The 22,555-nt window shown below is 66.6% G+C and carries 25 protein-coding genes; 16 read left to right on the top strand and 9 right to left on the bottom strand.

The window, feature by feature from the left end:
- The first annotated feature begins 68 nt into the window (after nucleotides 1-68).
- A complete protein-coding gene (locus GW587_RS08045; RefSeq protein ID WP_166100832.1) occupies nucleotides 69-983 on the top strand; it encodes a hypothetical protein in 915 nt (304 codons plus the stop codon).
- On the opposite strand, the gene GW587_RS08040 is transcribed toward GW587_RS08045, so the two are convergent.
- Together GW587_RS08040 and GW587_RS08035 are read right to left on the bottom strand one after the other, a co-directional pair.
- Nucleotides 980-1,948 carry a lipid A deacylase LpxR family protein gene (locus GW587_RS08040; RefSeq protein WP_166100830.1) on the bottom strand — a complete coding sequence of 323 codons (969 nt, stop codon included), beginning with the start codon at nucleotides 1,946-1,948 and terminating at the stop codon, nucleotides 980-982. The two genes, GW587_RS08045 and GW587_RS08040, sit on opposite strands and share 4 nt — an antisense overlap.
- A gap of 5 nt (nucleotides 1,949-1,953) precedes the next feature.
- Nucleotides 1,954-2,589, bottom strand: a complete 636-nt coding sequence (locus tag GW587_RS08035; protein WP_166100828.1) for a hypothetical protein — start codon at nucleotides 2,587-2,589, stop codon at nucleotides 1,954-1,956.
- Between the two features lie 115 nt (nucleotides 2,590-2,704).
- Here GW587_RS08035 and sigJ point away from each other — a divergent pair, with 115 nt between their 5' ends.
- Complete coding sequence (sigJ, locus tag GW587_RS08030; RefSeq protein WP_166100826.1) at nucleotides 2,705-3,604, top strand: RNA polymerase sigma factor SigJ; 900 nt, start codon at nucleotides 2,705-2,707, stop codon at nucleotides 3,602-3,604.
- Between the two features lie 2 nt (nucleotides 3,605-3,606).
- On the opposite strand, the gene GW587_RS08025 is transcribed toward sigJ, so the two are convergent.
- Complete coding sequence (locus GW587_RS08025; protein WP_166100824.1) at nucleotides 3,607-4,359, bottom strand: SDR family NAD(P)-dependent oxidoreductase; 753 nt, start codon at nucleotides 4,357-4,359, stop codon at nucleotides 3,607-3,609.
- Between the two features lie 17 nt (nucleotides 4,360-4,376).
- The gene (locus GW587_RS08020; protein ID WP_166100820.1) at nucleotides 4,377-4,739 is read right to left on the bottom strand and encodes a MerR family transcriptional regulator; all 363 of its coding nucleotides are present in this window, start codon (nucleotides 4,737-4,739) and stop codon (nucleotides 4,377-4,379) included.
- A gap of 189 nt (nucleotides 4,740-4,928) precedes the next feature.
- On the opposite strand from GW587_RS08020, the gene GW587_RS08015 reads away from it, so the two are divergent.
- Entirely contained in the window at nucleotides 4,929-5,828 is a 900-nt protein-coding gene (locus GW587_RS08015; RefSeq protein WP_166100817.1) for an alpha/beta fold hydrolase, read from the top strand.
- A gap of 87 nt (nucleotides 5,829-5,915) precedes the next feature.
- Nucleotides 5,916-6,659, top strand: coding sequence for an alpha/beta fold hydrolase (locus tag GW587_RS08010; RefSeq protein WP_166100813.1), 744 nt, complete (start codon nucleotides 5,916-5,918; stop codon nucleotides 6,657-6,659).
- A 128-nt stretch (nucleotides 6,660-6,787) separates the two neighbouring features.
- Here GW587_RS08010 and GW587_RS08005 read toward each other — a convergent pair whose 3' ends face one another.
- From GW587_RS08005 to GW587_RS07995, 3 genes are read right to left on the bottom strand one after another with little or no spacing between them, the layout of a single operon-like run.
- Entirely contained in the window at nucleotides 6,788-8,158 is a 1,371-nt protein-coding gene (locus GW587_RS08005) for a YncE family protein (RefSeq protein WP_166100810.1), read from the bottom strand.
- Nucleotides 8,155-8,568: a DUF305 domain-containing protein gene (locus GW587_RS08000; RefSeq protein ID WP_166100808.1), complete on the bottom strand. Its 414-nt coding sequence runs from the start codon at nucleotides 8,566-8,568 to the stop codon at nucleotides 8,155-8,157. The genes GW587_RS08005 and GW587_RS08000 overlap by 4 nt, the downstream gene beginning before the upstream one ends.
- A gap of 4 nt (nucleotides 8,569-8,572) precedes the next feature.
- On the bottom strand, nucleotides 8,573-8,902 hold the full coding sequence (locus GW587_RS07995) for a CzcE family metal-binding protein (RefSeq protein WP_166100806.1): 330 nt from the start codon (nucleotides 8,900-8,902) through the stop codon (nucleotides 8,573-8,575).
- A 138-nt stretch (nucleotides 8,903-9,040) separates the two neighbouring features.
- Between GW587_RS07995 and GW587_RS07990 the strand changes: the two genes are divergently transcribed.
- The 6 genes from GW587_RS07990 (at nucleotide 9,041) to GW587_RS07965 (ending at nucleotide 14,199) form a co-directional block, all read left to right on the top strand.
- Complete coding sequence (locus GW587_RS07990; RefSeq protein WP_166100804.1) at nucleotides 9,041-9,712, top strand: heavy metal response regulator transcription factor; 672 nt, start codon at nucleotides 9,041-9,043, stop codon at nucleotides 9,710-9,712.
- Entirely contained in the window at nucleotides 9,712-11,121 is a 1,410-nt protein-coding gene (locus GW587_RS07985) for a heavy metal sensor histidine kinase (RefSeq protein ID WP_166101584.1), read from the top strand. The genes GW587_RS07990 and GW587_RS07985 overlap by 1 nt, the downstream gene beginning before the upstream one ends.
- A gap of 85 nt (nucleotides 11,122-11,206) precedes the next feature.
- Nucleotides 11,207-11,668: a VOC family protein gene (locus GW587_RS07980; protein WP_207393390.1), complete on the top strand. Its 462-nt coding sequence runs from the start codon at nucleotides 11,207-11,209 to the stop codon at nucleotides 11,666-11,668.
- Between the two features lie 10 nt (nucleotides 11,669-11,678).
- Nucleotides 11,679-12,092 (top strand): YciI family protein, encoded by a 414-nt coding sequence (locus GW587_RS07975; RefSeq protein ID WP_166100803.1) that lies wholly within the window; start codon nucleotides 11,679-11,681, stop codon nucleotides 12,090-12,092.
- A 39-nt stretch (nucleotides 12,093-12,131) separates the two neighbouring features.
- Nucleotides 12,132-12,944: a YciI family protein gene (locus GW587_RS07970; RefSeq protein WP_166100800.1), complete on the top strand. Its 813-nt coding sequence runs from the start codon at nucleotides 12,132-12,134 to the stop codon at nucleotides 12,942-12,944.
- Nucleotides 12,945-12,975: 31 nt separating this feature from the next.
- Nucleotides 12,976-14,199, top strand: a complete 1,224-nt coding sequence (locus GW587_RS07965) for an RNA polymerase sigma factor (RefSeq protein WP_166101579.1) — start codon at nucleotides 12,976-12,978, stop codon at nucleotides 14,197-14,199.
- On the opposite strand, the gene msrC is transcribed toward GW587_RS07965, so the two are convergent.
- Nucleotides 14,196-14,702: a free L-methionine (R)-S-oxide reductase MsrC gene (gene msrC, locus GW587_RS07960; RefSeq protein ID WP_166100798.1), complete on the bottom strand. Its 507-nt coding sequence runs from the start codon at nucleotides 14,700-14,702 to the stop codon at nucleotides 14,196-14,198. The two genes, GW587_RS07965 and msrC, sit on opposite strands and share 4 nt — an antisense overlap.
- 195 nt (nucleotides 14,703-14,897) lie before the next feature.
- Here msrC and GW587_RS07955 point away from each other — a divergent pair, with 195 nt between their 5' ends.
- From GW587_RS07955 to GW587_RS07930, 6 genes are all read left to right on the top strand, one after another.
- Complete coding sequence (locus GW587_RS07955) at nucleotides 14,898-15,080, top strand: hypothetical protein (protein ID WP_166100796.1); 183 nt, start codon at nucleotides 14,898-14,900, stop codon at nucleotides 15,078-15,080.
- Nucleotides 15,081-15,163: 83 nt separating this feature from the next.
- Entirely contained in the window at nucleotides 15,164-16,327 is a 1,164-nt protein-coding gene (locus GW587_RS07950) for a ligase-associated DNA damage response exonuclease (protein WP_166100793.1), read from the top strand.
- Nucleotides 16,320-17,951 carry an ATP-dependent DNA ligase gene (locus GW587_RS07945; RefSeq protein ID WP_166100791.1) on the top strand — a complete coding sequence of 544 codons (1,632 nt, stop codon included), beginning with the start codon at nucleotides 16,320-16,322 and terminating at the stop codon, nucleotides 17,949-17,951. Before GW587_RS07950 ends, GW587_RS07945 begins: the two co-directional genes overlap by 8 nt.
- A gap of 359 nt (nucleotides 17,952-18,310) precedes the next feature.
- The gene (locus tag GW587_RS07940) at nucleotides 18,311-20,770 is read left to right on the top strand and encodes a ligase-associated DNA damage response DEXH box helicase (protein WP_371875564.1); all 2,460 of its coding nucleotides are present in this window, start codon (nucleotides 18,311-18,313) and stop codon (nucleotides 20,768-20,770) included.
- Complete coding sequence (gene pdeM / locus GW587_RS07935; protein WP_166100787.1) at nucleotides 20,767-21,423, top strand: ligase-associated DNA damage response endonuclease PdeM; 657 nt, start codon at nucleotides 20,767-20,769, stop codon at nucleotides 21,421-21,423. The genes GW587_RS07940 and pdeM overlap by 4 nt, the downstream gene beginning before the upstream one ends.
- Before the next feature lie 128 nt (nucleotides 21,424-21,551).
- Nucleotides 21,552-21,911: a KGG domain-containing protein gene (locus GW587_RS07930; RefSeq protein ID WP_166100785.1), complete on the top strand. Its 360-nt coding sequence runs from the start codon at nucleotides 21,552-21,554 to the stop codon at nucleotides 21,909-21,911.
- Between the two features lie 58 nt (nucleotides 21,912-21,969).
- On the opposite strand, the gene GW587_RS07925 is transcribed toward GW587_RS07930, so the two are convergent.
- Nucleotides 21,970-22,467, bottom strand: a complete 498-nt coding sequence (locus tag GW587_RS07925; RefSeq protein WP_166100783.1) for a pyridoxamine 5'-phosphate oxidase family protein — start codon at nucleotides 22,465-22,467, stop codon at nucleotides 21,970-21,972.
- Nucleotides 22,468-22,555: the final 88 nt, after the last annotated feature.

Raw genomic sequence — 22,555 nt, 5'->3', positions numbered from 1 at the left:
TTTGGGATATGACCCGTCGCTGCAAAAGAGGCTATCATTTCGCCACAATCCGCCGCAAGGAAGCCGCCATGAATAAACCCATCAAGATACTGTTGCAAACCACCATCGAGACCACCGGAAACGATTGGCACATCGGCCGCTTCTCGTTGCTGCGCGAGTTGCTGGCCGGCCTGGCCGACGCCGACGGCCGGAAGTTGTTCGACGTCACCGCGCGCGACCGCGCCAGCGTCGGCCAGGCCGATCTGGTGCTGTCGAGCTTGCCGCAATCGGACTACGACCAGGTGTGGCTGTTCGCGGTCGACACCGGCGACGGCCTGCACGCGGACGATCGCGAAGGCTTGTCGGCGTTCCACCGCCGGGGTGGCGGCCTGATGGTCACGCGCGATCATATGGACCTCGGCTGTTCGATCTGCGAGCTGGACGTGATCGGCGCGATGCATCTGTTCCATAGCCACAACCGCGCCGAGGGCACTCCGCTGCCCGCGCCGGACGATCTGGGCACGCCGCAAATCCTGTGGCCGAATTTTCATTCCGGCGCCAACGGCGACGCCCAGCGCATCACCGTCGCCGGCGCGCCGCATCCGGTGCTGCACGACGCGGAGAGCGACGACGGCGTGCTGCACTATCTGCCGGCCCATCCGCACGAGGGCGCGGTCGACGCCCCGGCCGGGGCGGCGCAGGCACGCGTGATCGCCACCGGCGTCAGCCAGTCGACCGGCAAGCGCTTCAATCTCGCGGTGGCGGTCGAGCCGTCGGCCGGCCACGGGCCGGTGATCGCGCAGTCGACCTTCCACCACTTCGCCGACTACAACTGGAATCCGGCGCTGGGTTGTCCCGACTTCGTCAGCGAGGCGCCCGGCAATAGTCTGGCGACCACGCCCGGCGCGCTGCGCTCGGTGCATCGCTATGTCGGCAACGTCGCCTTGTGGCTGGCGGGACGGCTGGACCCGGCCACGCCGTTCAAGTTGCCCGGCAACGCCTAGCGCCATAGGGTGGCGTAGGACAGCGAGCCGTAGCTCTTGCGGCGGCTGGCCAGGGTGGTGAGCGGGCTGGTGCTCTGCAGCGAGAACGACAGCGAAGAGTCGTCCCAGCCGTAGGCCAGTCCGGCCACGGCGGTGACCTGCGATTCGCGCAGCCTGGCGGCGTCGCCGACGTCCAGGTTCCAGAACACGCGGTCCGCATGCACGGCGCCGTAAACGAACCAGCCCCGGCCCAGCATGATCGGGTCGGCGCTGCGCGAGACCGCGCGCAACGCGGTCGGATAGCTGCGTTGCAGGCCGCTGCCGTAGCGCAGCAGCAAACTGCCGCCGAGCGACGATTGCAGATTCCCCACCGACACGCCGCCCAGCACGATCAGGTCGGCCGCCGCGCGGTCGTCGCCGGCGCCGCCGGAGGCCAGCCGCAGCGCGCGGTAGCGGTCGACGGCGATCAGCGCCCGGTTGGGCAGTTGGCTGTCCCAGCCCTGCGGACGCTCGGAATGGGTCAGACTGTGAATCAGGATCTGGCTGCGTTTCGCGCCCGAGGCCGGGCCGACCATGCCGAGGTTCAGCGCCAGCAGGTCGGCGATCGCGCCCCGCACCGAAACCTGCGCGGCGCGGAACCACAGCGTGCCGATATAGGGCGTGTCGGCGGGATCGGGTATCTTGCGGGCGAGGTCGGACGGCGTCACCATGGTCTGGTTGAGCGAGGACACCGTCAGCGTTGCCGGACCCAGGCCGAGCCACGGCGCCACCGGCGCCAACAGCCACTGCGCCGGGATCGCGTCCTCGCCGGGCGCCACGCTGCGCATGGCCGATAGCGCGATGCCGTTGCTGTAGCCGCCGCCGTCGTTGCCGGCGACGACATCGTTCTGCAACATCAGAGCGAAGCGCGTGTCCCCGGCGGCGGCCGGCGTGGCCGCCAGCGCGAGCATGGCGAGGGCCGGCAGGTGAGTGGGCGATCTGCTCATCGGCGTTACGCGGAGGGGAGGGGGGAGGCCTGGTTCAGCGGGAACACGTTGTACTGCCCGACGAACAAGGCCAGGTAGGCGATCAGTTCCGCCAGTTCCTCAAACACTTCCGCCTGCAGGTGATGGAACTGGATGCCGCATTTCAAATGGCCTTCGGCGCAGCCCGAACCGAGCATGCACAGCGTGGCAAGGCAGGCCGGCAGCCAGGGAAAGCGGCCGTCGACGACGATCTCGATCAGCAGCCGGTCCAGCCGATGGCGCCAGGCGGAATACGCCATCCATGCCATCACCAGCGCGACGGTGGGCAGCACCAGCGGCTTGTACCACAGCAGTGCCGATGAAAACACCGGACCCTCATCGCTGTGGCCCAAGGGATGCATGAACACGGCGCCCCAGCTCAATTCGCGCGCGGTCAGCACCAGCCACAAAGGCGCGGCGCATCGCGCCAGCGCGGCCAGCGGCGCGCGCCGCGCGCGCAGCGAAATGAAAACGGCCCATACGCAGCCTGCCAGCAGCACCGCTGCCTGCGCATTTTCAATCGGCCCATCCTCCCATCCCCAGCGTGGCGGGAGACGAAGCGACACCGGATAGGCGGCGATGCAAAAAAGTATCAGCAGCCATTCCTGCGGTGTCAACTTCAATGAGAAAATGCGAAGTATCATGTCTACGGGAACATCGTTGCGGCAAGTGAAAGAGTATACGCTGGATGAAGCGGCTCTGCTGGCGACTGGGCGTCTCCCTTACGAGGTATATGTTATGAACACACTGGCTTTTCCGTTATCCGATCAACCCTTTGTCGCGGCGCGCCCGCGCCTGTTCTCGATCGCCTACCGCATGCTGGGCATGCGCGCCGACGCCGAGGATGTGGTGCAGGATGCGTGGCTGCGCTGGCGCGAGGCCGATCACGCGGCCTTGCAGTCGGAGACCGCGTGGCTGGTGACGGTGACCACGCGCTTGGCGATCGACCGCCTGCGCGCGCGCCAGAACGAGCGCGCCAGCTATACCGGCAACTGGTTGCCGGAGCCGCTGGTGGAATTGGCGTCCGAGGAGCATACGCCGGAGTCGGCAGCCGAGCAGGCCAGCGATGTGTCGGTGGCGATCCTGTGGGTGCTGGAGCGGCTGGCGCCGGAGGAGCGCGCGGCCTTCCTGTTGCGCCAGGTGTTCGATGAGGATTATCCCGATATCGCGGCCACGCTGGGCCGCTCGGAGGCCAGTTGCCGGCAGATGGTGCATCGCGCCGTCGAGCGGGTCAAGCTGGAGCAGCCGCGCTTCGAAGTGCCGGCCGAAAGCCATCGCGAGTTGCTGGCGAAATTCATGCAGGCGGCGTCGGTGGCCGACCGCGAGGCGATGAAGCGCTTCCTGGCGCCGGACGTCGCGGTGGTCGCCGACGGCGGCGGCAAGGTCAATTCCTTCCTGCGGATCCTGCGCGGCGCCGGGCGCATCGCCGGCGTCTTCTACTGGGCGTTAGAGCATGCCTTCCCGCGCCGGGTGCAGTACCGCATGGCCACCATTAACGGCGCGCCGGGGTTGCTGCGCTATGTCGACGGCAAGATCGAATCGGCGCAGTCGTTCGACTTCGCCGATGGCAAGATCGCCGCCGTCTACATCGTGCGCAATCCGGACAAACTGCGCAACGTGCCGGCCTCGCCGGACTGAGTTCAGCTGGCGTTCAGGCCGCCGTCGACGGTGATGACCTGGCCGGTGAGCCAGGCCGCGTCGGCGCCCGCCAGCGCGACGATCCACGGCGCCACGTCCTCCGGCACGCCGCGCCGGCCGAGCGGTATGCGGCCGCGTTCCTGTTGTTTCACGTGTTCGACTTGCTCGGCCGACAGTTGCATGCGCTCGGTCAGGAATTCGGTTTCGGTCGGACCGGCGGCCACCGCGTTGACGCGGACGCCGTCGGCGGCCAGTTCCAGCGCCCAGCAGCGCGTCATGTGCTCCAGCGCAGCCTTGCTGGCGGCGTAGTGCGACAGCGCCGGCGCCGCCTTGTGGCCGAAGGTGCTGGAGATGTTGACGATGGCGCCGCGCGTCGCCTTCAGGTGCGGCAGCGCGGCGGTGGCCAGCAGCGACGGGCCGATGACGTTGACGGCGAAGATGTCGCGGATGCGTTCGACGTTGGCGTCGGCCAGCGGCAGGATGGCGCCGCCGCCGGCGTTGTTGACCAGCGCGTCGAGCCGGCCGTGGCGCGCGATCACCGTTTGCACGGTGGCGGCGGCATCGTCGGCCGAGGCGGCGTCGGCCACCACGTAGTCGATGCCGGGAATCTGGTCCGCCAGCGCCTTCAACGCTTCTTCGCGGCGGCCGGTGACCACGACGCGCGCGCCCAGCGCCGCGAACTGTCGCGCCGCCGCGCGGCCGATGCCGGCGCCGCCGCCGGTGATGAGGATGACTTTGTCGTTAAAGTTTTGCATGTGATGCTCCGAGATGGTTAAGAAGTGAGGGGACCGAACACCTGCGCCATGCGGGCGGCGAGCCGCCGCCGGCGCTCGGTCAGCACGGCCACCAGCTGGTCGAGTTCCCGCAGCTTGTCGCGGTACTGGGCCAGGCCGGCGGCGCATTGATCGGCATCGGCCTGTTCGTGGCCGAAGCAATGGATGAAGCCCTGGATCTGGCGCGTGCTGAAACCGCAATCGAGCAGCTCGCGCACCCAGCGCACCAGGTCGACGGTGTCGGGCGGGTAGTCGCGGTAGCCGTTCGGCAGCCGCCGCGAGCGGATCAATCCCTGCTGTTCGTAGTGCCGCAGCAGCCGGGGACTTGTCTCCGCCGCGCGCGCCAGTTGACCTATCTGCATATCCAGTGCTCCATCGCTGCATTCTCGGGGTTTGCCACTAGTGGCAATGTCAAGCTATAGACGCGCCGGATTATCCTCGTGTGACATAATTCATAAAAAATGAATTTATCGTGCTGGATTGGCGTATTGATGGATGTAAGTGTGAATCATATAGTGGATGCATCAACCAACCACTTCGAGGAGCACATCATGAACTTCACTAAAATCGTCGCAGCAACCACCTTGGCACTGGCTGGCGGCTTCGCTTCCGCCGCCCCAGAGGGCTTCACCGATCAGTATGCGCAAGTCAATGGCGTCAAGCTGCATTACCAGGTCGGCGGCAAGGGCAGCCCGGTCGTGCTGCTGCACGGTTATGCGCAGACCGGCCATATGTGGGGCCCGGCCATGGCCGAGCTGGTGAAGAACCACACCGTCATCGTGCCCGACATGCGCGGCAACGGCGACTCCGAAAAGCCCGCATCCGGCTACGACAAGAAAACCATGGCCACCGATATCCATGAACTGGTCAAGACCATCAGCAAGGAACCGGCCGCCGTCGTCGGCCACGACATCGGCCTGATGGTCGCCTACGGCTACGCCGCGCAATTCCCGGCCGACACCAGCCGCGTGGTGTTCATGGACGCCTTCGTGCCCGGTATCGGCGACTGGCGCAACGCCTTCCCGGCCAAGGCCGTGTGGCACTTCCACTTCTACGGCGAAACCCCGCTGGCGCTGGTGCAGGGTCGCGAACGCATCTACTTCGAACACTTCTGGAACGACTTCTCGGCCGACAAGACCAAGTCGGTGAAGGAAGCCGATCGCAAGATCTACGCAGCGGCCTATGCGCAACCAGGCGCGATGCGCGCCGGCTTCGCCTACTTCAGCGACTTCGAACGCGACGCCGCCGACTTCGGCCCGATGTCGAAGACCAAGCTGACCATGCCGGTGCTGACCCTGGCCGGCGAATATTCGGCCGGCGAGTTCCTCGGCAAGCAGATCGGCTCGGTCGCCACCAATGTGCAGAGCACCATCATCAAGGGCTCGGGCCATTGGCTGATCGACGAAGCGCCGGAACAAGTGGTGCCGGCGCTGGTGCAGTTCCTGAACTAATGTAATCCGTTTGTAATCTCGGCGTCATCTTCGGGACAGGGATGGATTTCTATACTGGAATCATCTCTCACCCCCAAGGACCTCATCATGAAAAAACTTCTGCTCGCCGGCGTGGTCGCCACGCTGTTCTCCGGCTTTGCTTCGGCCGCCGCCACCAACGTCGTGCTGGTGCACGGCGCCTACGCCGACGGCTCCGGCTGGAACGATGTCATCGCTCGCCTGCAAAAGGCCGGCATGCACGTGACCTCGGTGCAAAATCCCCTTACTTCGCTGGCGGATGATGCCGATGCCACGCGCCGCGTCCTGGCGCTGCAGGACGGCCCGACCGTGTTGGTCGGCCATTCGTGGGCCGGCACCGTGATCAGCGAGACCGGCACCGATCCAAAAGTCGGTGCGCTGGTGTATGTGGCGGCGCGGGCGCCGGATGCCGGCGAGGACTACGCCGCGCTGGCGGCGACCTTCCCGGCGGCGCCGGCGGCGGCAGGCTTGGTCAAGTCGGCCGACGGTTTCGCGCAGCTGAGCGAAGCGGCTTTCGTGCGCGACTTCGCCGGCGATGTCGATCCGGTCAAGGCGCTCGTGCTGTACGCGGGGCAGGGACGGATCTCGCAGACGCTGTTCGCCAGCCGCACCACGCAGGCGGCCTGGAAGGTCAAGCCGACTTATTACGCGGTGTCGGCCAATGACCGCACCACGTCGCCGGAACTGGAGCGCTTCCTGGCCAAGCGCATGGGCGCCAAGACCATCGAGCTGCAATCGAGCCATGTGTCGATGATCTCGCATCCCGATGAGATTGCGAACCTGATCCTGGAAGCCGCCAGGGCGGTGAAGTAATTTCGGGTCCATTCGTCGGCCGCGCTGGGATGGCGCGGCCTTTTACCCCGCAACCTTTAGCGATACGCCTGCGTTACCACTTAAGGGTCAGACCCCGTATGGGGTCTGACCCTGCATGGCCGTGCGGGTTACGGCGCGGCGCCGACCAACACCGCGTCATCCGTGCCGACTTGCTTGACGCTGATGTTGTCCATCTTGACGGCCGCGTCGCTCGCCGCCGCCGCGCGCACCGGTCCGATCATGGTGCCGTTGGCCATGCCCTTGGCGTCGGTGCGGAAGCTGCCCACCGGCGCCGCCTGGCTGCTGACGTAGATGTTGTACGCGGTCTCCGGCTTCAGCTTGTACAAGAACGCTTCCATCGCATCCACCACCCCCAGGTTGCGCACCACGACAAAGCCCCTGCCTTCGCCGCCGACCGCCTTCAACGGGATGTTGTGCGAATCCTGATTCACGCGCGGCACCAGGTTGGCCCGGTCGTCCGCCGACGCGGCCACCTTCGACAAATACACCAGGGCCTGCGGCGCTTGCCCGCCCGGCATGGTGGCGACGATCTTGTTGGTGGCCGGATCGATCACCTGCACGCCGTCGCCGTTCTCCAGGCCAACATAGATGCGGCTGCTGTCGTCCGAGGTCCAGATCCCGTGCGGCAGCGCGCCGGTGGCGATGGTCGCCAGCAGCCTGGCCTCCTTGCCGGTGCTGTACACCTTGACCAGGTTCTCGCCGCCGACCGTCACATACGCCAGCACCTTGCCGCCCACGGTGGCGAAGGCCAGGTGATTGGTGATGAAGCCGGTGTCGATCACGCCGGTGACTTCCAGCGTGGTGGTGCTGATGCGCGTCACCTTGCCGACATCCTTGTGCGTCATCCACACTTCGCTGAAGTCCGGCGTGAATTGCAGGAACGGCGAAAACGGACTGACCACGCCGATGCGCTTGACGATCGTGTGCGACGCGACGTCGATCACGTCCACCGTCGGGGTGAAGCTGGACACCACGAACGCCAGCTTGCCGTTCGGATGGAACTGCACCATGCCCGGCCCGACTTCGGTCTGGATGCGGCGCGTTTCCTTAAAGCTGACCGGATCGATCACCGAGATGTAGTCCTCGCCGCGCACCACCACCCACACTTCCTTGCCGTCGGCGCTGAAGAAGCCTTCGTGCGGCGAACGGCCGACGTAGGTCTTTCCTTTGACCTTGTTGGTGTCGGTGTCGATGAAGGTCACCGAGTTGGAGCCGTTGGAGATGGCGATCAGCGTCTTGTGATCGGGCGAGAAGCCCAGCCCATGCACATTGATCTCGCCGCGATACAGCGGCGACAACACGTCCGGCCGCTGGTTGCCCAGCTTGATCTGGCCCAGCAGCGTATTGCTAGCCGGGCTGAAAACGGAGATGGTATTGGTGTTCTGGTCGGCCGTATAAACGCGGTCCAGCGGCGACGGCGCGGCGACGGCGGAAGCCGACAGCAGCGTGCCGATCGCCATGGTGGCGATAGTCTTCATTTGGGTATCTCCTTTTGGTTTCGTTGCAGCCAGGCCTGCATCACCTTGATCTCGTTCTGCTGTTCGGCGATGATGCCGAGCGCCAGATTGCGGATTTCCGGGTCCTGGGTGTAGAGCAGCATGGCCTTGGCCATGTCCACCGCGCCCTGGTGGTGCGGCATCATCATGGTGACGAAGTCATGCTCGCTGACGCCGTTCATCGGCGCCTGCCTCATGCCGGCGTCCATGACGGCCATGGCGTCGTCCATCAGCGCGCCGAAGGGCTTGGCGGTGCTGGCGACGAACACCGGCGGCGCGCCGGTCGCCGCAGCGTCGGCGGCCTCGCCATGATGATGGTGTTCCTGCGCGCCGGCCGACAACGCGGCTAGCGCCAGGGTGCAGCCGGCGGCGATGCGCCGTATCGCTGCCACCGGCTTAGCCGCGGTAGAGCGGGTTGGCGCCGACGTAGACCGTCACCTTGCCGGCGTCGACGCCTTGCGGTGCGATTTTCGACAGCTCGAACGCGCTTTCACCGTGCAGCGTGTCAAAATGCCAGGTGAAGCTCTTGCCTTCGACATTGAATTCGACGGTGTCGCCGTCGTTGACGTTGACCCACTTCGCGCCCGGCTGGATGACGACGTGGCGGTCGGCGCTGTCGGCGTTGGCGGCCATGCCGAATTCCTTGGTGTTGCTGGCGGCGAAAGCGCCACCGGCGGTGGTGGCGATGGCGGCGGCGACGATGGCGGTGCGGATGATGTTGAACATGATGTTTCCTTTCAGTGGTGAGTGACGATGAGGCCAGTGTAGAGAGCCGGCGCTGACAGGAAGATGACGCTCAAATGACAGATTTGTAATCCAACCCGGCATGCAAAAGGCCGACAATTGCGGCATCTGGAGAACATCATGAAAATACTGGTTGTAGAGGACGAACCCAAAGCGGGCGATTATCTGGTCAAGGGCCTGCAGGAATCCGGCTACGTGGCCGACCTGGCGCGCAACGGCGTCGACGGACTGGCGCTGGCGCTGGAACACGACTACGAGTTGATCGTGCTGGACGTGATGCTGCCGCAGCTGGACGGCTGGTCGGTGCTGGCCAGGCTGCGCGAGCGCAAGCAGACCCCGGTGCTGTTCCTGACCGCGCGCGACGACGTGGTCGACCGCGTCAAGGGCCTGGAACTGGGCGCCGACGACTACCTGGTCAAGCCCTTCGCCTTCGCCGAGCTGCTGGCCCGCGTCAAGACGCTGATGCGGCGCGGCCCGGTGCGCGAGGCCGAAGTGATCCGCCTGGCCGACCTGGAGATCGACGTGCTGCGCCGCCGCGTCACGCGCCAGGCCAACCGCATCGAGCTGACGGCCAAGGAATTCGCGCTGCTGCACCTGCTGGCCAAGCGCCAGGGCGAGGTGCTGTCGCGCACGCAGATCGCGTCGATGGTGTGGGACATGAACTTCGACTCGGACACCAACGTGGTCGACGTCGCGATCCGCCGCCTGCGCGCCAAGATCGACGATCCCTACAGCGTCAAGCTGATACAGACCGTGCGCGGCATGGGCTATCTGCTGGAGGAGCGGCCGTGATGTCGCGCCTTGGGCCGCTGTCGCTGACGCTGCGGGTGGCGCTGCTGCTGTCGGCGGTGTCGGTGGCGAGCTTCCTGGTGGTCGGCACCTATCTGTATCAATCGCTGGCGCGGCAGATGTCGTATCGCGACGATGTCGAATTGGTCGGCAAGGCGACCCAGATCCGCCGCATCCTGTCCGAACTGCCGTCGCCGCAAGCCATCGTCAACGACGCGCGGCCGCTGACCGACACGCTGTTCGGCCACAACGATTTCATGCTGAAGGTGGAGGCGCCGGACGGCAAGCAGCTGCTGCGCACCTCGGCCACGTCGCGCCCTCTGCCGCAGGTGGAAAGCGTGCCGCCGCAGCGGGTGCTGACGCTGGACGACATCCACGACTGGGTGCCGGCGATGGGCAGCGGGCGCATGGTGCGCGCGGTCGGGCTGGTGGGCACCGGCGAGCCGCTGCAGATCACGCTGGCGCGCGAGAAGTCGGACCGGTTGCGGATCCTGCGCGGCTACGGCAGCGACATGCTGCTGGCGCTGGGCGTCGGCGCGGTGCTGGCCACCTTGCTGGGCTATGCCATCGTGCGCCACAGCATGCGCCAGCTGCGCTCCGTGATCGGCAAGGCCAACGACATCACCGCCAGCCGGCTGAACACGCGGCTGTCGCTGCAGGACGCGCCGGTCGAGCTGCGCGAAATGGGCGCCGCCTTCAACGCCATGCTGGACCGGCTGGAGGACGGCGTGCAGCGCCTGTCCGGCTTCGCCGCCGACCTGGCGCACGACATGCGCACGCCGGTCAGCACGCTGATGGTGGAAACCCAGGTGGCCTTGTCGCGCCCGCGCACGGCGGAGGAGTATCAAACGCTGCTGGCGTCCAACTCCGAGGAGTACGAACGGCTGGCGCGCATGATCGAGAACACGCTGTTCCTGGCGCGGGTCGACAATGCGCAGCTGGCACTGAAGCGCGAGACGCTGGACCTGCGCGCCGAACTGCAGCGCATCCACGACTATTTCGACATCCTGGCCGACGACGTCGGCGTGCGCTTCACGGTGGAGTCGCCGCCGTTGCAGGCGGAGATCGACCCGGTGCTGTTGCAGCGGGCGGTCAACAACCTGGTCTCGAACGCGATCCGTCACACGCCGGCCGGCGGCACCGTGCACCTGTCCGCGCGCGAGAGCGACCAGGGCGTCGAACTGGCGGTCAGCAACACCGGCGCCGGCATCGCGCCGGAGCACCTGCCGCACATCTTCAACCGCTACTACCGCGCCGACGCCGCCCGCTCCGACCACGGCCACTCGGCCGGTCTCGGCCTGTCGATCGTGCGCGCCATCATGGAGTTGCATGGTGGCAATATTTGGGTGGAGAGCGAGCCGGGGGCGAGCACGGTATTTTTCCTGTCGTTCAGAAAAGCCAAAAATATTTAAAAAATCGTGTCGATTTCCGCTGCGCCGATTCGTCGTGGAGGTAGAGTGATGTTTTACTCGGCCCACCCACACAAAGGAGATCATCATGACTGAAAAATTGCCGACCATGAATACCGTGACCCCGCACCTGGTCTGCGAGGGCGCGGCCGACGCGCTGGAGTTCTATAAAAAAGCCTTCAACGCGGTCGAGACGATGCGCATGCCGGGACCGGGCGGGCGCCTGATGCACGCCGCCATGACCATCGGCGATTCCAACGTCATGCTGGCCGACGACTTCCCCGAATACGGCGGCCTGGGACCGAAGGCGCTCAAGGGCAGCCCGGTGACGCTGCATCTGAACGTGCCGGACGTCGACGCCTCGTTCAAGCAGGCCATCGACGCGGGCGCCACGGTCCGGATGGAGCCGGCCGACATGTTCTGGGGCGACCGCTACAGTCAGGTCACCGATCCCTTCGGTCACCACTGGTCGATCGCCACCCACATCAAGGACATGACGCCGGAAGAGATGATGGAAGCGATGAAGCAGCAAATGCCGTCCGGTCAATAAGGAGGACGCCATGCGTTTCATGATCATCGTAAAAGCCACCGAGGAATCCGAAGCCGGCAAGCTGCCCAGCGTGGAGCTGATGACGGCGATGGGCAAGTTCAACGAGGAGCTGGTCAACGCCGGCGTGCTGCTGGCCGGCGAAGGGCTGCACCCGAGTTCCAAGGGCGCGCGCATCCGCTTCGACGGCGCCACGCGCACCGTCGTCGACGGCCCGTTCGCCGCGACCAGGGAACTGGTCGCCGGCTTCTGGCTGATCCAGGTGAAATCGAAGGAGGAGGCCATCGAATGGATGAAGCGTTGTCCGAATCCGATGGAAGGCCCGTCCGAGATCGAGATCCGGCAGGTGTATGACATGGAGGATTTCGGCGAAGCCGCCACACCGGAGCTGGTCGCGCAGGAAGAAGCCTTGCGCGCGCGGATCTGATGCTGCTAACGTAGAGGCATATCAGCTCAGGAGTATGCGATGGAATTCATGGTACTGCGCCGCGCCAACCAAAGCACGGAACGGGGCATCCAGCCGCCGGCGCTGGAGCCGGGCACGTTTCTGCGGCCCAGCGCGGAGGCGGTGCGGCTGCTGCGGCGCGACGGCGTCTGGAGCGAAGTCAAAGGCCCGTTTCCGCCGAAGGAGCTGATCGCCGGCTTCACGCTGATCGAAGCGGCGTCGCGCGAGGACTGCATCGAGCAGGTGCGCTGGTGGCCGCTGTTCGACAGCGGCGCGGTGTATGAAATCCGCGACGCCGGTTGCGCCGGCGATTGCATCGGCTTCGACGAGCGCGGCACGGCGGCCGGCAACATCCCGCAGCGCAGGGAGGACTTGACGCGCTACGTGGTGTTCATCCGCTCCGACGCCGATGCCGAATCCGGCATGTCGCCGCCGCCGGAGGTGATCGACATCATGAACGCCACCAACGAAGCGGGCGTGCTGCAGGGCGTGCTGCTGGCGGGGGAGGGGCTCAAGGCCAGCGCCTCCGCCGCGCGCGTCCACTATGCCAACTCCAGGACCACGGTGGTGGACGGCCCGTTCACCGAAGTGAAGGAACTGATCGCCGGTTACTGGATGGTGCAGGCGGCGTCGCGCGAGGACGCCATCGCCTGGGCCAAGACCTATCCGTATCCGAGTCCGGGCGATTTGACGCTGGAGATCCGCGAAGCGTGCGAGCGCATCGCGCACCAGGAATTCACGCCGGAGATGCGCGCCGCGGAAGAACGGCTGCGCGCCGAACTGCTGGAGGCGGGGCTGCGCAACGCCTTCAGCAAAGCCGCCCGTGGCCGCTGACGTCGACAAGATCGTGGTCGCGGTGTGGCGGATGGAATCCGCCAGGATCATCGCCGTGCTGGCGCGCATGCTGCGCGACGTCGGCCAGGCCGAGGAACTGGCGCAGGACGCGCTGGTGCTGGCGCTGGAGCGCTGGCCGCAAACCGGCGTGCCCGAACAGCCGGCGGCGTGGCTGATGACGGTGGCGAAGAACCGCGCGCTGGACGTGCTGCGCCGGCGCCAGCTGCATCAACAAAAAGAGCCCGAACTCACCTACGAAATCGAAGCGCAGTTGCAGGACGCCGCGCCGGCGCTGGACGCGGCGGTGGCCGACGCGCTGGAAAACGACATCGGCGACGATCTGCTGCGGCTGGTCTTCATCGCCTGCCACCCGGTGCTGCCGACCGACGGCCGGGTCGCGCTGACCTTGCGGCTGCTGGGCGGCTTGAGCACCGAGGAAATCGCCCGCGCCTTCCTGGTGGCGGAAGCGACGGTGGCGCAGCGCATCGTGCGCGCCAAGCGCACGCTGGCCGAGGCCAAGGTCGCGTTCGAAGCGCCGCGCGCGCACGAGCTGGTGGAGCGGCTGGCGTCGGTGCTGCAAGTGATCTATTTGATTTACAACGAAGGCTATTCCGCCAGCGCCGGCGCCGACTGGATGCGGCCGGCGCTGTGCGAGGAAGCGCTGCGGCTGGGCCGCATCCTGGCCGGGCTGATGCCGGACGAGGCCGAGGTGCACGGTCTGGCGGCGCTGATGGAGATCCAATCGTCGCGCACGCGCGCCCGGGTCGGACCGACGGGGGAACCGATACTGCTGCTGGAACAGGACCGCTCGCGCTGGGACCAGCTGCTGATCCGGCGCGGGCTGGCGGCCTTGGCGCGCGCCGAACGCAGCGGGCGAGGCCTGGGGCCATACGGCTTGCAGGCCGCGATCGCCGCCTGCCACGCGCGCGCCAGGCTGGCGGCGGACACCGACTGGCAACGCATCGCCGCGCTGTACGACGCCTTGTCGCAGCTGGCGCCGTCGCCGGTGGTGGAGCTGAACCGCGCGGTGGCGCTATCGATGGCGTATGGTCCGGCGGCGGGGTTGGAGGTGGTGGACGGCCTGCTGGAAGCGCCGGCGCTCAAGCACTACCATTTGCTGCCGAGCGTGCGCGGCGACCTGCTGGCCAAGCTGGGCCGGCACGCCGAGGCGCGGCGCGAATTCGAACGCGCCGCCGGCCTGACACAGAACGAGCGCGAACGCCAGCTGCTGCTGGCGCGCGCCGGGGGGATTTAAGCCAAAGTGGCTTCGAGCAGCTTGACCAGCGATTCGATGCCGTCGGCGTCGGTCTGGTCGAAGCGGTTGGGATGTGGGCTGTCGAGGTCGAACACGCCGACGATGGCGCCGTCCGCACCGCGCACCGGCACCACCAGCTCCGAGCGCGAGTTGACGTCGCAGGCGATGTGGCCCGGGAAGGCGTGCACGTCCGGCACGACGATGGATTTGCCTTCCACTACCGTGGTGCCGCAGACGCCGCGCCCCTTCTTGATGCGGATGCAGGCCGGCTTGCCCTGGAACGGCCCCAGCACCAGCTCGTCGCCCTTGAGGAAGTAGAAACCGGCCCAGTTCAGACCCGGCATGCTGTTGAACACCAGCGAACTGAAGTTGGCGGTGTTGGCGATCAGGTCGCTTTCGCCGTGCAACAGGCCCTGCAGTTGCGGGCGCAGATCGTCATACATGGCGTTTTTGGCGGCGGGCGTGTCGGTGCCGTAGGTGGTGTCGCTGATGGTGAAAGTCATGATCTTCTGTCAAATAAGTGGCGCTGAGGGCTATATGGTAGCCGATCCGCTCCCGGCCTGCATGCCAGGGCCCGCCGCTCCTAGTGGTTTTACACGGCACTCCTACGCCATTTGTAGGCAGTGTCCGATGGCGCGCGCGGGGTGTGCGCGCTACTCTGGTGGAAGTGATCGTCGACCCGGGAAGATGGAAATACCATGCCAACCAGAAAAAAATACACAGTTCAACCGCCTCAGGGGGCGTGCAGGATGTGCAGCGAGTTACCACCGGCGCAGTCGCCCGAGATCGAGGCGATGCTGATGGTGGGAGCGGAACATGTCGTCATTTATGCGGAGGAGGATGACAATATCGATTTCATGGCGGAGCTGATCGAGCCTTAGCGACCGGCGGTATCGGTGCGGCAGCTGACAGACAGGATATTGCGGCCCAGACAGAATCGGCTATCGTTATTTGAAAGCCGCTTATGTCCGATATGGTGATAGTGCGCAAGGAAGGGCTGTATTGCGTCCCGGGACAGTTTTACATCGATCCTTGGCTGCCGGTCGACCGCGCGGTGATCACGCACGCCCATGGCGACCATTCGCGCAGCGGACACCGGCATTACCTCGCGGCGACGCCGGGCGTGAACATCATCAAGTCGCGGCTCGGCCCGATCCATATCGACGGTCTGGCCTACGGCGAGACGGTGGTGCACAACGGCGTCACGGTGTCGCTGCATCCGGCCGGCCATGTGCTGGGCTCGGCGCAGGTGCGCATCGAGCATCGCGGCGAGGTGTGGGTGGCGTCGGGCGACTACAAGATCGAACCCGACAGCACTTGCGCGGGCTTCGAGCCGGTGCGCTGCGATACTTTCATCACCGAGTCCACCTTCGGGCTGCCGGTCTATCGTTGGCAGCCGCAGCAGGAGGTCTACGACGACATCAATGCCTGGTGGCGCGCCAATGCGGAGCAGGGACGGGCCAGTGTCATGCAGTGCTACAGCTTCGGCAAGGCGCAACGCATCCTCAGCGGGCTCGATCCCGACATCGGTCCGATCATTTGCCATGGCGCGGTGCAGACCTTGAACCAGGTCTACAGGGACGAGGGGGTGTATCTGCCGCCGACCGTGATGGTGCAGGATGTGGCCAAGAACGCGATCGGGACCTCGATGGTGATCGCGCCGCCGGCGGCGGCCGGGTCGCCGTGGGTCAAGCGCTTCGGCGATTTCAGCGATGCGTTCGCCAGCGGCTGGATGCAGTTGCGCGGGGCGCGACGGCGGCGCGGCGTCGATCGCGGTTTTGTGCTGTCGGATCATGCGGATTGGCCGGGGCTGATGGAGGCGATCAACGCCACCGGCGCGCAGCGCGTGATCGTCACCCATGGATCGATTCCGGTGCTGGTGCGCTGGTTGCAGCAACAGGGCTTGCAGGCCAGTGGCTTCGATACCGAATATGGCGATGATGAGGCATCGGAGGCGGCCGAGCCGGGCACTGTCGACGCCGACTCGGCCGGTCCGCCCGACGCCGCTCGTGCGGCCGGCCAGGCGGCGCCGGCGGGCCGTGCCGACGCGGGCGCCGGTGCGGCGGATTCGTCCTCGGCGGCGCATGCCGGTGGCGACATCGACGCGACGGAAGCCCGTCATGCGTGAATTCGCCCGCCTCTACGCCGAGCTTGACGAGACCACCGCGACCAGCCGCAAGCTGGCGGCGTTGCAAGCCTACTTCAGCACGGCCGCGCCGCAGGACGCGGCGTGGGCGGTCTATTTTCTGGCCGGCGGCAAGCCGCGCCAGGCGGTGCCGACCAAGCTGCTGCGCCAGTTCGCGATCGAATATTCCGGCCTGGACGAGTGGCTGTTCGACGAGTGCTACCACGCGGTCGGCGATCTGGCCGAGACCATCGCGCTGATCCTGCCGCCGCCCAAGCAGCCGAGCGACATCGGCCTGGCCGATTGGATCGAGCTCGGTATCGCACCGCTGCGCGGCGCCGCGCCGGAAGCGATCCGCGCCGCGATGCTGTTGTACTGGGACCAGCTCGACACGCGCGAGCGCTTCCTGCTGACCAAATTGATCGGCGGCGGTTTCCGCGTCGGCGTCTCGCGGCTGCTGGTGACGCGCGCGCTGAGCGCGGTGGCGGGCCTGGACGGCAAGGTGATTTCGCAGCGCCTGATGGGCTGGACCGACGGCAGCGTCAGCCCGACCGCCGCCGGATTTTTGCAATTGATCGCGGCGCACGCGCCCGAGGAACATGAACAGCGCGGCGGCCAGCCGTATCCCTTTTTCCTGGCCCACCCGTTGCAGAGCGATCCGGCCACGCTGGGCGAGCTGTCGGACTGGCAGGTCGAATGGAAATACGACGGCATGCGCGCCCAGCTGGTCAGCCGGGGCGGGCAGAATTTCCTGTGGTCGCGCGGCGAGGATTTGATCACCGAGCGTTTTCCGGAGCTGGCGGTGCTGAAGCTGCCGGACGGCGTGGTCATCGACGGCGAGATCCTGATCTGGCACGGCGGCCACGCGCCGGCGCCGTTCGCGGCGCTGCAAAAGCGCATGGGGCGCAAGCAGGTGTCGGCGCGCTTGCTGGGCGAGTTGCCGGCGGTGCTGGTGGCTTACGATCTGCTGGAGTTCGAGGGACGCGATCTGCGCGACTTGCCGCAATCGGAGCGTCGCGCGCTGCTGGAGCGACTGGTCGCCGCGCAGCAGCGTGCGCCGCAGTTGCGCCTGGCGCCGGTGATCGTCGCCGACAGTTGGGAGCAGCTGGCGTTGATTCGCACCGAGTCGCGCGAGCGCGGTGTGGAGGGCATGATGTTGAAGGCGCGCGATGCGCGGTACGGCGTCGGCAGGACCAAGAATGTCGGCACGTGGTGGAAGTGGAAGATCGATCCGTACAGTGTCGATGCGGTGCTGATTTATGCGCAGAGCGGGCATGGCCGGCGCGCGTCGCTGTACACCGACTACACCTTCGCGGTGTGGGAGGATGGCGGCGAGGGCGAGCGCAAGCTGGTGCCGTTCGCCAAGGCGTATTCGGGGTTGACGGATCTCGAGATCGCGCAGGTCGACCAGGCGATCCGCAAGACCACGATCGAGAAGTTTGGTCCGGTGCGCAGCGTCACGCCGAGCATGGTGTTCGAGATCGGCTTCGAAGGCATCGCCAGCTCGCCGCGCCACAAGTCGGGCATCGCGGTGCGTTTCCCGCGCATCCTGCGCCGGCGCGAGGATAAGACGGTGGAGGAGGCCGATACGCTGGATTCGTTGAAAAGCCTGCTGGCCGCGCCATGAACGCGCGCGTCCCCCGCCCGCGCCGCCTCCCCAAAAGCGCCCCCACCCCAACGTCGCCAGGAACGGCCGTTGCGACCGCCACTGCGCCCGCCGCCGCTGGCGCGACCGCCATCGCGCGCGTCGCCGCAGAAGATGCCATTGTGCCCGCCGCCGCCGCCGCCGCTGGCGCGACCGCCATTGCGCGTGTCGCCGCAGCGGATGCCATTGTGCCCGCCGCCGCTGCCGCCGCTGCCGCCGCTGGCGCGACCGCCATCGCGCGTGTCGCCGCAGCACATGCCATCGTGCCCGCTGTCTCCGCCGCAGCGCCCGCGACTGCGCCTCCTGCGCGCGCCAAACGTGCCGCGCGGACCTCCGCGCCCATCGCTGCGGCCAGCGGCGATCCGCGCGAGGCCTGGTTCGCGTCGCGCGGCTGGAGCGTCTTCCCGTTCCAGCGCGAGGTGTGGGCGGCGGCCGCGCGCGGCGAGTCGGGCCTGCTGCACGCCAGCACCGGCTCCGGTAAGACCTATGCGCTCTGGCTGGCCGCCTTACAGCGCGCCGCCGCCGCCGCGACCAGCACCCGCCCCAAGCCCGGCCTCAAAATCCTGTGGATCACACCAATGCGCGCACTGGCCGCCGACACCCTGCGCGCCCTGCAGGACGCCGCCACCGCACTGATGCCCACCCTGACCATCGAAGCACGCACCGGCGACACCGGCTCCGCCCAACGCGCCCGGCAGAACAAGAACCTGCCCGACACCCTGATCACCACCCCGGAAAGCCTGACCCTGCTGCTCAGCAAACCGGAAGCCGCCACCCAGTTCGCGCGCCTGGACATGATCATCATCGACGAATGGCACGAGCTGATGGGCAACAAGCGCGGCGTGCAAACCCAGCTGGCGCTCGCCCGCCTGCGCCGCTGGAACCCGGCGCTGTTGGTCTGGGGCCTGTCGGCCACGCTGGGCAACCTGAGCCGCGCCCGCGAAGCATTGATGCCGGTCGGCGTCATCGTCGAAGGCCACATCGCCAAGGAGATCGTGGTCGACACGCTGATTCCGCAAAACCCGTCGCGCTTCCCCTGGGGCGGTCACCTCGGCCTGCAAATGCTGGCGCCGGTGATCGCCGAAATCGAACAGCACAACGCCACGCTGGTCTTCACCAACACCCGCTCGCAAGCGGAGCTGTGGTATCAGCACCTGCTCGACGCACGGCCCGACTGGGCCGGCCTGATCGCGCTGCACCACGGCTCGCTGGACAAGGAAGTGCGCGACTGGGTCGAGCAAGGCCTGAAACAAGGCCAGCTGAAAGCCGTGGTCTGCACCTCCAGCCTCGACCTCGGCGTCGACTTCCTGCCGGTTGAACGCGTGCTGCAGATCGGCAGCGCCAAAGGCATCGCGCGGCTGCTGCAACGCGCCGGCCGCAGCGGCCACGCGCCGGGACGCGTTTCGCGGCTGACGCTGGTGCCGACCCACAGCCTGGAACTGCTGGAAGCGGCCGGCGCCAGGCAGGCGGTGGCGGAACGCGACATCGAGGCGCGCCCGGTGCCGGACAAGCCGCTCGACGTGCTGGTGCAGCACCTGGTGACGATCGCGCTGGGCGGCGGCTTCCGCTCCGAGGAACTGCTGGCCGAAGTGCGCACCGCCTGGTCCTACCGCGAGCTGCGCGACGATGAATGGCAATGGGCGCTGGACTTTGTCGCGCGCGGCGGGCAGACGCTGGCCGTGTATCCCGAATACCGCCGCGTGCTGCCGGACGACGACGGCGTCTACCGCGTGCCCGACGTCGCGCTGGGACGACGGCATCGGATGGGCATCGGCACCATCGTCTCCGAGTCGTCGCTGCAAGTGAAGTACCTGAGCGGCGGCCGGCTGGGCAGCGTCGAAGAAGGGTTCATTTCGCGGCTGCGCAAGGGCGATCATTTTTTGTTCGCCGGCCGCATCCTGGAATTCGTGCGCCTGCATGAAATGACCGCCTACGTGCGGCGCGCCACCGGCGCCAAGGGCGCGGTGCCGCGCTGGCAGGGCGGCAAGATGCCGTTGTCGTCGGAGCTGGCGCACGCGGCGCTGGAGCAGTTGCGGCTGGCCACGCTGGACCGCTACGACGGCCCGGAAATGCAGGCGCTCAAGCCGCTGCTGGCAATCCAGCAGCGCTGGTCGGCGCTGCCGACGCCGGACACCACGGTGGTCGAAAGCATGCACAGCCGCGAAGGGCGGCATCTGTTCATGTTCCCGTTCGCCGGCCGCGCCGTGCACGTGGGACTGGCCTCGCTGCTGGCCTATCGCGTCGGCCAGGTGACGCCGGTGACGTTCTCCATCGCCGTCAACGACTACGGCTTCGAGCTGCTGTCGCCACAGGAGCTGGACTGGGCCGCGCTGTTCAACGTCGGCCATGGTTCGCGTGCGTCGCTGTTCAGCACCGAGCATCTGCTGGAAGACGTGCTGGCCAGTCTCAACGCGACCGAGCTGTCGCAGCGGCGTTTCCGCGAGATCGCGCGCATCGCCGGGCTGGTGTTCCAGGGCTATCCGGGACAGCCGAAAAGCGCGCGGCAGTTGCAGGCGTCGTCGTCGCTGTTCTTCGCCGTGTTCAGCCAGCACGACGCCGGCAACCTGCTGCTGACGCAGGCGCAGCGCGAAGTGCTGGAGCAGGAGCTGGAACTGGGCCGCTTGCGCGCCACCTTGCAGGAGTTGCAGGCGCGACACCTGAGCTACCACGCCACCAAGCGCGCTTCGCCGTTCGGCTTCGCCTTGATGGTCGAACGTTTCCGCGAAAAACTCAGCACCGAGAAATTGTCCGACCGCGTGGCGCGCCTGGTGCGCGAGCTGGAAAAGGCTGCCGGTCCATGAGCGGCGCGCTGGCGGTGCGACTGGCGGGCGAGGAAGTGCTGCTGCTGGCGCAGAAAGCCCTGTACTGGCCGCGCGAGCGGATGCTGGTGATCGCCGACATCCATTTCGGCAAGGCGGCGTCGTTCCGCGCGCTCGGCGTGCCGGTGCCGGGCGGCACCACGCGCGCCAATCTGGATGCGCTGGACCATCTGCTGGCGCTGTATCCGACGCGGCAAGTGCTGTTCCTCGGCGACTTCCTGCACGCCAAGGCGGCGCACGCCGAAGCCACGCTGGCGGCGCTGACCGCCTGGCGGCTGTCGCATCCGGCGCTGCGGCTGATCCTGGTGCGCGGCAATCATGATCTGCATGCCGGCGATCCGCCGGCGCGGCTCGCCATCGACATGTTCGACGAGCCTTACCTACAGGCGCCGTTCGCGTTCTGCCATCATCCGGATCTGCCGGCTTCCGGCTATCTGATGGCCGGACACGTGCATCCGGTGTATCGCCTGCGCTCCGGTTGGGAGACCTTGCGGCTGCCGTGCTTTCTTGCCGGCGCCGGCGGCATCACGTTGCCGGCGTTCGGCGCCTTCACCGGCGGCCATCCGGTCGTCCCGGCACCCGGCGAGCGCGTTTTCGTTAGCAGCGGCGACACGGTACTGGAAGTACCTCTGTAAATCGTAACCGGTTCCCGGAATCGTCCTACGTCAGCAGCTACGCGCGTCCTATATTATGTGTCTGTGCTGTGCTCTACGATGGCTGCTCCTGTGACGCAAGCAGGGTATTCACCTTCGGGAGACACATCATGGCAACCAGTGATCAAGGCGGTAAAGGCAGCAAGCAGGGAGAAAAATCCGGCAGTCAACAAAGCGACACCAGCAAACGTGGCTTCGCTTCGATGGATCCGCAGCAGCAGCGCGAAATAGCAGCCGAGGGCGGCCGCGCGGCACATGAAAAAGGAACGGCGCACGAGTTCACCTCGGAAGAAGCGCGTCGTGCCGGCAGCATGAGCCACAAGAACGATACGCGCAGCAGCCAAAGCAGCAGCAGCGGCAGCGCGTCGCGCAGCGGCGGCAACAAGGGCAGCGCCAGCGATCAGGACGACGATGGCGGCGGCTCGGGCAATCGCGGCGGCTCCAGCCGTTCCGGCAGCTCCAAGCCGTAAGGCTTGGTAGTTCCAACCCGCAGGCTCCCCGCTTGCGGGTTATGGCGCGCTTCGACGATCAAAGGCAGATCGTCGTGTGCTTGCCGATATTGACCGGCGCGCGGCCGCTGACGGCGGCCTTGGCAAGATGGAACAGCTGCTTCATCTTGCTGGCGCTGGCGTCCCAGTATTCGGCCGATTCGATGCGCATCCGGATCAGCGCCAGGTGCGGATCATCGAGGCCGGCGGGGAACCAGGTGCGTGCCAACGGATTCCATAGTTCGCGCGCCTTGGCGCGGTCGCGCAGCAGATAGGCGCGGCCCGACACCGACAGATACAGGTTCTGCTCGGGATTGGAGAAGCTGACGTTGACCTGCGCGTGATGCGCCAGGTGCAGCGTGAACGCCGCCTCGTCGGAAGTAAAAAACCACATATTCCCCTCGTTGTCGATCTGCTGGCTGGTCAGCGGCCGGCTGGTCAGCACGTTTTCGTCGTCGGTGGTGGTGAACATGCCGAACCGCACATCCTTGATCTTGGTGGCGATGAGATTGATCTGGTCCTGTGAATACAGCGGCATGATGCGCCTCCGGAATAAAGTGTGAGGAATGGCTACACCATAGCCCAGCGCCGCGCGCTATTCTGTACGGAAGACCACGCTGGCGGAC

The organism is Duganella aceris, from assembly GCF_011090165.1.
Lineage (GTDB): Bacteria > Pseudomonadota > Gammaproteobacteria > Burkholderiales > Burkholderiaceae_D > Rugamonas > Rugamonas aceris.
The sequence above is the reverse complement of the archived record's forward strand: the minus strand, read 5'-3'. Positions and strand labels throughout refer to the sequence as shown.